Below are 6613 nucleotides of genomic sequence, written 5' to 3'. Positions count from 1 at the left end.
TCCGTACCGCTCCGGCATATCCCGCCACGGCGCACCAGTTCGCTTCACCCAGCAGATCCCGTTGATCACCTGCCGGTGATCACGCCACCGGCCACGGCGTCTGCCCTGCTCAGGCAGCAACGGTTCCAGAATCGCCCACTCACGGTCCGTCAACTCAAAACGCGCCACACCAGAACAACGACCCAGCACCAAGATCCGCTAGCCACGGCCTAGTCCGCCGGGGGCTCCTCGGCCGGCGGGGGCAGGTTGGCCAGGACGATGTCGGCGACGTCGCCGAGGACGCGCAGCTGCTCCGGGCTCAGCAGGTCGACGAAGTGGCGGCGCACCCAGGCGACGTGGTCCGGGGCGGCGGCGGCGATCGTGCGGTGGCCGGCGTCGGTGAGGACGACCTCGGTGGCGCGGCCGTCGGTGTCGCCGCCGCGGCGGGTCACCAGGCCGCGCTCCTCCATGCGGCCGATGTGCCGGGACAGCCGGCTCTTCGACCACTGCATCCGCGCCGCGAGGGCGGTGAGCCGCCGGCGGTTGTCCTCGGCGTCGGCGAGGTTGGACAGCACGTCATAGTCCGGTGTGGACAGCCCGGACGTGCGCGCCAGGTCACGCGCCATTTCGGCGTCCAGGAGCAAACGCATGCGGCGGTACCCGATCCACGCGCGGAATTCCAGCGGGTTCAACCAGCCCATGCCCTCGATTCAAGCACCTTGTTGACATGTAAACGAGACCGGGCCTAGGTTGTTTACACGTAAACAGACACAGGGGGAAGCTGACATGGCGGCACTCTCGTTCGGGCTCGGCCTGCCCGCCGGACCCGAGGCCGGGCACGACCCGGTCGCGTTCGGGCGGCTGGCGGAAGAGCTCGGGTTCGACTTCCTGTCCATCTCCGACCACCCCGCCGACGCCGGCGGCACCTACGAGGCGTGGACGCTGCTGTCCTTCATCGCGGCGTCGACGAGCCGCATCCGGCTCGCCACCCGGGTGCTCGGCGTGCCCTACCGATCGCCGGCCGTGGTCGCGAAGATGGCCGAGACCTTCGACCGGCTCTCGCACGGCCGGCTCATCCTGGGCCTCGGCGGCGGCTACTCCGACGGCGAGTTCCGCGCCTTCGGCCTGCCCGTGCCATCACCGCGCGACAAGGTCGACGGCCTGGCCGACGCGATCGCCATCGCCCGCGGGCTCTGGTCGCAGCCGGGCTTCACCCACGCGGGCCGGGTCTTCCGGGTCGAGGCCGCCGACGTCGCGCCGCGCCCGGAGCACCCGATCCCGATCTGGCTCGGCACCTTCGGCCCCCGCGCCCTGGCCGTCACCGGCCGCCTCGCCGACGGCTGGATACCGTCGCTGGGCTCGGCCCCGCCGGACCGCGTCCCGGCGCTGCGCGACACCATCCGCACCGCGGCCGAGGCGGCCGGCCGCAACCCGGGCGAGCTCACCCTCGCCTACCACCTGGAGGTCGACCCGTCCGCGTCCGGGCCCGGCCGCCCGTGGGTGGTGTCGGGCCCGGCCGAGCGGATCGCGGACACCCTGGCCGGCTACCTGCGCCTCGGCTTCACCGCGCTGAGCATCGTGCCCGGCGGCCCGGACCGCACCGAGACCGTGCACCGGCTGGCCGCGGAGATCCTGCCCGCCGTCCGCGCCCGCACCTGACCCGAAGCTCCCCGCGACGTCCACCGGTCCTGCACAACCCGTCCCTACTGTCAGGCCGGTGAACCGACTCAGCGGCCTGTGGGCCTGTCTCGTGGGCGGGGCCGCCCTGCTGACCCTGGTGCTGTACCTCGACCCGATCACCGACCAGCGCGACTGCCCCAACTGGGGCGGCAACGGCAACGCCAGCGCCTACGGCGATGAGCGGTGGGACTACGGCATGCTGCTGCTCTGCGCGCTGTGGATGCTCGCCGTCCTGGTCGAGCAGTTCCTGCCGCCGGCCCGCCGCGGCCGCACCACGGCCGGCGGCGCCTGGCGCACGGTCGCGGCCGGCTTCGTGACGGTCATCGCGAGCTGCTGCGGGATCGCCCCCATCGGCCTCAACTGCCACTGAACCGCCGCGACCGCCGGGCGGCTACGAGGCGGCGTCCGCGACGCGCAGGAGCTTGCGCTGCAACTCCCGGCCGAAGTCGATCCGGGTGATCTCGTCGAGCCGCCAGGCGCTGGGCTCCCGCAGCCACTCCGCCTTCGCGTCGAGCTCCAGCAGGGAGACGGTCTTCGGGCCGAACCCGGCCACCCGGCCGGTGTAGACGACGTCCGGGTCCTCGCGCTCGATGTAGAGGCTGACGATGCGGTACCGCTGGGCCGCCGTGGCCAGGAGGCGCCGGGCCGAGGTGAGGTCCACGTCGGCGGGCAGCGGCGGCGGCGGCCAGCGGCCGTCCAGGGCCAGGGACCGCGCCGCGAACCCCTCGGGGCCGCCGCGCGGCTCCAGCGACGTGACGTCGTCGAGCCGCACGGCCGCGAAGCCGTCGAGGTAGATGTTGCCGTCGAGGCGGTGCAGCGCGGCCCAGGCGGCCGCGACCCCGCCGGCGTAGCCTTCGAACGTCTGGTCCGACCAGACCCGGCTGACCCGCAGCAACTCGTGCGAGCCAACCGCCTTGCGCAGTACCGCCGCCGTCGTCCGCCGGGTCATGGCCCAGACCTTAGCGATTCCTACGAATGCTCGATCGGCGGGGCGACGAGCAGGCCGGTCTCGGGGTCGTGGCCGGGCGGCGGCGGGCCGGCGACGATCATTGTGGCGCGGGACCAGGGCCGCTCGCGCAGCATGAACGGCAGCTCCTCGCGCAGCCAGGCGGCCACGTGCTCCCGCTGCTCGGGCGCGTTGCCGTCGCGGGCGCCCTGCAGCCACATCGACGCGTCCAGCCACCGCGCGAGCTCCGCGCGGATGATGCCGGTGCCCTCGATCCAGACGTAGTCGAGGCCGGCCGGGACGGTGATCGCGCCGGGCCGGTCGTGGGCGGCCCAGGCGTCCGGGCGGTAGTCGACGGCCTCGCCCCGGTGCAGCGGGGCCAGGACGTGCTCGGCCAGCAGCGCGCCCCAGTCGAAGCAGGCGTGGTGCCAGGCGACGTCGTCGGTGTGCACGACGGCGGAGTTCGGCACGGCCCGGCGCAGCCGCTCGGCCACGGTCGTCTTGCCGGCGCCACCGCGGCCGTCGATCGCGATCAGCCGCGGGCGCCCGGCGACGTCCGGCGACGCGTCGTGCAGCCGCTGGACGGTGTCCAGCACGGTGATCGGCCGCCAGCCGGTGGCCTCGGGCTCACCCGGGTGTCTTCGCATCGACGATCCATCCGTCACGCGACCAAGGTCGCAAGATCAAGAACATGCCAGTTCGCGTGGGTACGGTCACCCGTCGACCACCACAAGAAGTGCTCGCGGGCCAGGACCTGATCCACGTCGTCGGCCACCGTGATCAGCCGGAACGATGTCAGGTCGTAGAGGGCCAGCCGGTGCGCGGAGTCGAACGCGGACCGCGTCCCGGTCTGCAGTACCACCTCGAAGCGGTCCCGCAGCGCCACCCCGCCGACCGCGGCGAACGTGTCCACGCCCCCGACCCGGTGCCGGGCCCCGCCGTCCGGGTGCAGCACCGCGTAGCTGGTGTCGCCGCCCGTCCCGGCGGCCACGATCGAGCGGCACCACGTGGGGGAGCAGTCCACCGTCTCGGCGGCCGACTTCACGACCGTGACCCGCTGGCCGGTGGCGATGTTCAGCAGCTCCTGGCGGCCGCTCGCCCGGGCCGCGGCCGACGTCTGCAGCCACGGCCACGCCGACAACTCGAACGAGCCGTCCACCGCCGTCGACGTCACGGCGCCGCCGGACACCGGGACCGACCTGATCTCCGTGCGGCTCCCGGCGGCCGCGGCCCACGACACCAGGCCGTCGTGGAGCACCAGGTCGTGCTCGGCGCCCTGGAACACCGCCTCACCGGTGTCGGACGTCAGCACCGAGGACGTACCGCGGAGGTTCGCGCGCCACAGGCGGTACCGCAGCGGCTGTGTCGTTGTTGCCGTTGCCTCGACCCAGAAGATCTCCTCGCCGCCGCTCACGAACCCCATGAACCGCGGATAGTGATCGGCGTCGACCCGGGCCAGCTCCCGCAGCTCGTACCCGGTCCGCAGGAGCACCCGCGACGCCTGACCGTCCGGGGTCGGGGCGACACCGACCGCCGTGTACTCGTCGATGTACAGCGTCGGCGCGAACTGCGTCCCGTCCGGCAACAGCCCCGTCTGTGTCGCCACCCGCACCGACGGCCAGACCTGGTGCAGCGACGGCGGTGGTGGCGCGGCCGGCGCCGGTACCGACGGGTCGGAGAAGATCAGCCATCCGCCGACCAGCAGCGCGACACCGAGGGCGAGCGGGCGGATGAGCCGGGCGGAGGCCACGCGGTGCAGACTACCCGCCCGGGACGGGCCGAAAGCCCCTGCTCAGCTCCCCGGCGGCGAGCGACGCTGGACGTATGGACACCAACGGGATCGTCGTCGGCTACGACGGGTCGCCGGAAGCGCGCCGAGCAGTCGACTGGGCCGCCGCCGAGGCCACCCGGATCGGCCGCGGGCTGCGGATCGTCACCACCTACGACATCACCTGGCCCGGGGCCTACTACGCGGCCGTCGCCGAGCAGACCGAGGCCGCCGAGCAGGCGGCGCAGGCCCTCGTCACAGCAATAGCGGCGGGGGTACGGCAACGACAGGCGACCATCCACGTCGAAGCCGTCACAGCAGCGTCCCCGGCCGCCGCGACCCTCCTGGACCACGGCGACGCGGGCGCCCACCTGCTCGTGGTCGGCAACCGCGGCGCCGGCGGCTTGACGAACCTGCTGCTCGGCTCGGTGAGCCAGCAGGTCGCCACGCACGCGAAGGTCCCGGTGGCCGTCGTCCGGGGCCGCCCCGACCCGTCCGTGGGCCCGGTCGTGGCCGGCGTGGACGGCTCGCCCTCGGGCGACTCCGCGCTCGGCCTCGCGTTCGAAGCGGCCAGGTCCCGCGGCCGCGTGCTGGTGGCGATCCGGGCCTACCCGGCCGACGGCGGCAACGAGACCTTGGAGCGCGCGGCGCTGGAGGAGTCGCTGACCACGTGGCGCCACAAGTACCCCGACGTCCCGGTCGCCCCGCAGGTAGCCGACGGCCGCCCAGCCGCCGTCCTGGTCGACGCCTCCCGCACCGCGACGCTGGTGGTCGTCGGCAGCCGCGGCCACGGCGGCTTCACCGGACTGCTGCTGGGCTCGGTAGGCCAGCAACTCATGCACCACGCCGACTGCCCGGTCCTCATCGTCCACTAAACCAACAACCACGAGCGGCCGCACCGCTCCCGCCCAGCCATGCCCCCGCCCCGCGACGCCCAGCCGCTCGTTGCCCGGCTGCTCGTTGCCCGGCTGCCCGTTGCCCGTTGCCGGGTTGCCTTTATCCGGCTGCCCGCCGCTTGGCTGCTCGGCTGCGGGACTGTTGCCGGCTGGGACGCTCTACCGCCGAGTCGTCGGCGATCGCGGCCTATCGCCGAGCATGCCGAACCGTACGACAAACGTGAATACCCCATTGGGTGATAAAGCCGATATGTCGGCGCCGGCCATAGCGGCGACCTGGCTCAACCGGGGCGTATCGCCGGTCGCCATCAGGACTCCCTGCGCGCGGTTGAACTCTGCCGGGTCGGTCGCTGTCGGTATCGTCCGGGCGCTCCGCCGCGGAGGCCAGGTAGACCGAACTGCTCCAGCGAATGCCGAGCGACCACGGCGCCGGATGTGACGCGAGCCGGCCCAGGGGGTCAACCCAGCGTGGGCTTGGCCGGGGTCGGGCCTGACTCCAACAGGCCCGACCTCCTCGCCGAGCGCACCGTGTTCCCGCGTTGGCTCCTCGCCGTCAACCTGGTCGTGCTCGTGGTCGGCGTTCGGCATCAGGCAGTCGCCTCCGCCGGGGCCGCGTTCGCGTTCTCGCTGAACTCCGTGGTCCCGCCGCTCTCGCCGGCCGTGCTCTCGGAGCTCGTGTTCTCCGCCTCGGCGTCCGTGGACTCGCTGCTCTTCTCGTACGCAAGCGCGCGCCTGCTCCAGGAGCACCTTGGTGTCCTTGAGTGTCTTCGCGATCAAGGCGGAGCCCAGCAATTGCGCATGTGGAACAGCCGCTCCGCGAGCGCGACTTCGATCGCCATCGCCATCGGACCGACCGCGACCGCCTTGTCGGGCATGCCATGCTTCGGCTGGAGGTGCGGCGGGAGACCGTGAATCCTGGACGTGGGCCAACCCGGCGATGATCACCGCGTAGTGCTCGTCGCTGATCTGCTTGTGGTCCTGCTCCGACGCCCAGTTGCGGCTCGTCGGCAGGCCCGTCATCTCGCCACTGCGCTTCGCGAGCAGCTCGACCCTGGATGGCCGGCCGACCGGACGCGGTGGGGTCATTCTGGGAGAGTGCGGCCTCCAGCCCCTTGCGCATGCTGGCGCGCAGCGCGTCCAATTGGGCGTCGTCCGGAGCGCCGCGCTCCTCGTCGCGCTCGAGGCGCGCACCGGGGTGTTGGCCACCTGCCCCCTGGCGGACTTCCTTCTCGAAGAGCAGCTGAACGGCCGCCGCGCCGATGACCGACCGCGTCATCACGGCCGCATCCTTCACCCGCCCCACGAACCGGTCCCGCGCGTCCGGGGACTCGTTCTGCTCCAGGC

The 6613-nt window shown here is 72.9% G+C and carries 9 protein-coding genes; 4 read left to right on the top strand and 5 right to left on the bottom strand.

All coding sequences use genetic code 11. The features are described 5' to 3' along the window. Both ACIA8L_RS55615 and ACIA8L_RS55610 read right to left on the bottom strand, forming a co-directional pair. Positions 1-168: transposase (locus tag ACIA8L_RS55615; RefSeq protein ID WP_395918295.1), on the bottom strand; the 168-nt coding region annotated here is incomplete at its 3' end. Between the two features lie 41 nt (positions 169-209). Continuing rightward, positions 210-680, bottom strand: a complete 471-nt coding sequence (locus ACIA8L_RS55610) for a MarR family winged helix-turn-helix transcriptional regulator (protein ID WP_395918293.1) — start codon at positions 678-680, stop codon at positions 210-212. 85 nt (positions 681-765) lie between these two features. Here ACIA8L_RS55610 and ACIA8L_RS55605 point away from each other — a divergent pair, with 85 nt between their 5' ends. Then, a complete protein-coding gene (locus tag ACIA8L_RS55605) occupies positions 766-1638 on the top strand; it encodes an LLM class flavin-dependent oxidoreductase (protein ID WP_395918292.1) in 873 nt (290 codons plus the stop codon). Positions 1639-1696: 58 nt separating this feature from the next. Further along, the gene (locus ACIA8L_RS55600; RefSeq protein WP_395918290.1) at positions 1697-2029 is read left to right on the top strand and encodes a hypothetical protein; all 333 of its coding nucleotides are present in this window, start codon (positions 1697-1699) and stop codon (positions 2027-2029) included. A gap of 21 nt (positions 2030-2050) precedes the next feature. Here the strand turns inward: ACIA8L_RS55600 and ACIA8L_RS55595 are convergent, their stop codons facing one another. The 3 genes from ACIA8L_RS55595 to ACIA8L_RS55585 are packed head-to-tail and all read right to left on the bottom strand — an operon-like array spanning position 2051 to position 4355. Then, the gene (locus tag ACIA8L_RS55595; RefSeq protein ID WP_395918288.1) at positions 2051-2608 is read right to left on the bottom strand and encodes a hypothetical protein; all 558 of its coding nucleotides are present in this window, start codon (positions 2606-2608) and stop codon (positions 2051-2053) included. 20 nt (positions 2609-2628) lie between these two features. Continuing rightward, positions 2629-3252: a hypothetical protein gene (locus tag ACIA8L_RS55590; protein ID WP_395918287.1), complete on the bottom strand. Its 624-nt coding sequence runs from the start codon at positions 3250-3252 to the stop codon at positions 2629-2631. A gap of 14 nt (positions 3253-3266) precedes the next feature. Further along, complete coding sequence (locus ACIA8L_RS55585) at positions 3267-4355, bottom strand: hypothetical protein (RefSeq protein ID WP_395918286.1); 1089 nt, start codon at positions 4353-4355, stop codon at positions 3267-3269. A 74-nt stretch (positions 4356-4429) separates the two neighbouring features. On the opposite strand from ACIA8L_RS55585, the gene ACIA8L_RS55580 reads away from it, so the two are divergent. Both ACIA8L_RS55580 and ACIA8L_RS55575 read left to right on the top strand, forming a co-directional pair. After that, entirely contained in the window at positions 4430-5248 is an 819-nt protein-coding gene (locus ACIA8L_RS55580) for a universal stress protein (protein ID WP_395918284.1), read from the top strand. Positions 5249-5737: 489 nt separating this feature from the next. Next, the gene (locus ACIA8L_RS55575; protein ID WP_395918283.1) at positions 5738-6181 is read left to right on the top strand and encodes a hypothetical protein; all 444 of its coding nucleotides are present in this window, start codon (positions 5738-5740) and stop codon (positions 6179-6181) included. Positions 6182-6613: the final 432 nt, after the last annotated feature.

Source organism: Dactylosporangium sp. NPDC051541, from assembly GCF_044454505.1.
Taxonomy (GTDB): Bacteria; Actinomycetota; Actinomycetes; order Mycobacteriales; family Micromonosporaceae; genus Dactylosporangium.
The sequence above is the reverse complement of the archived record's forward strand: the minus strand, read 5'-3'. Positions and strand labels throughout refer to the sequence as shown.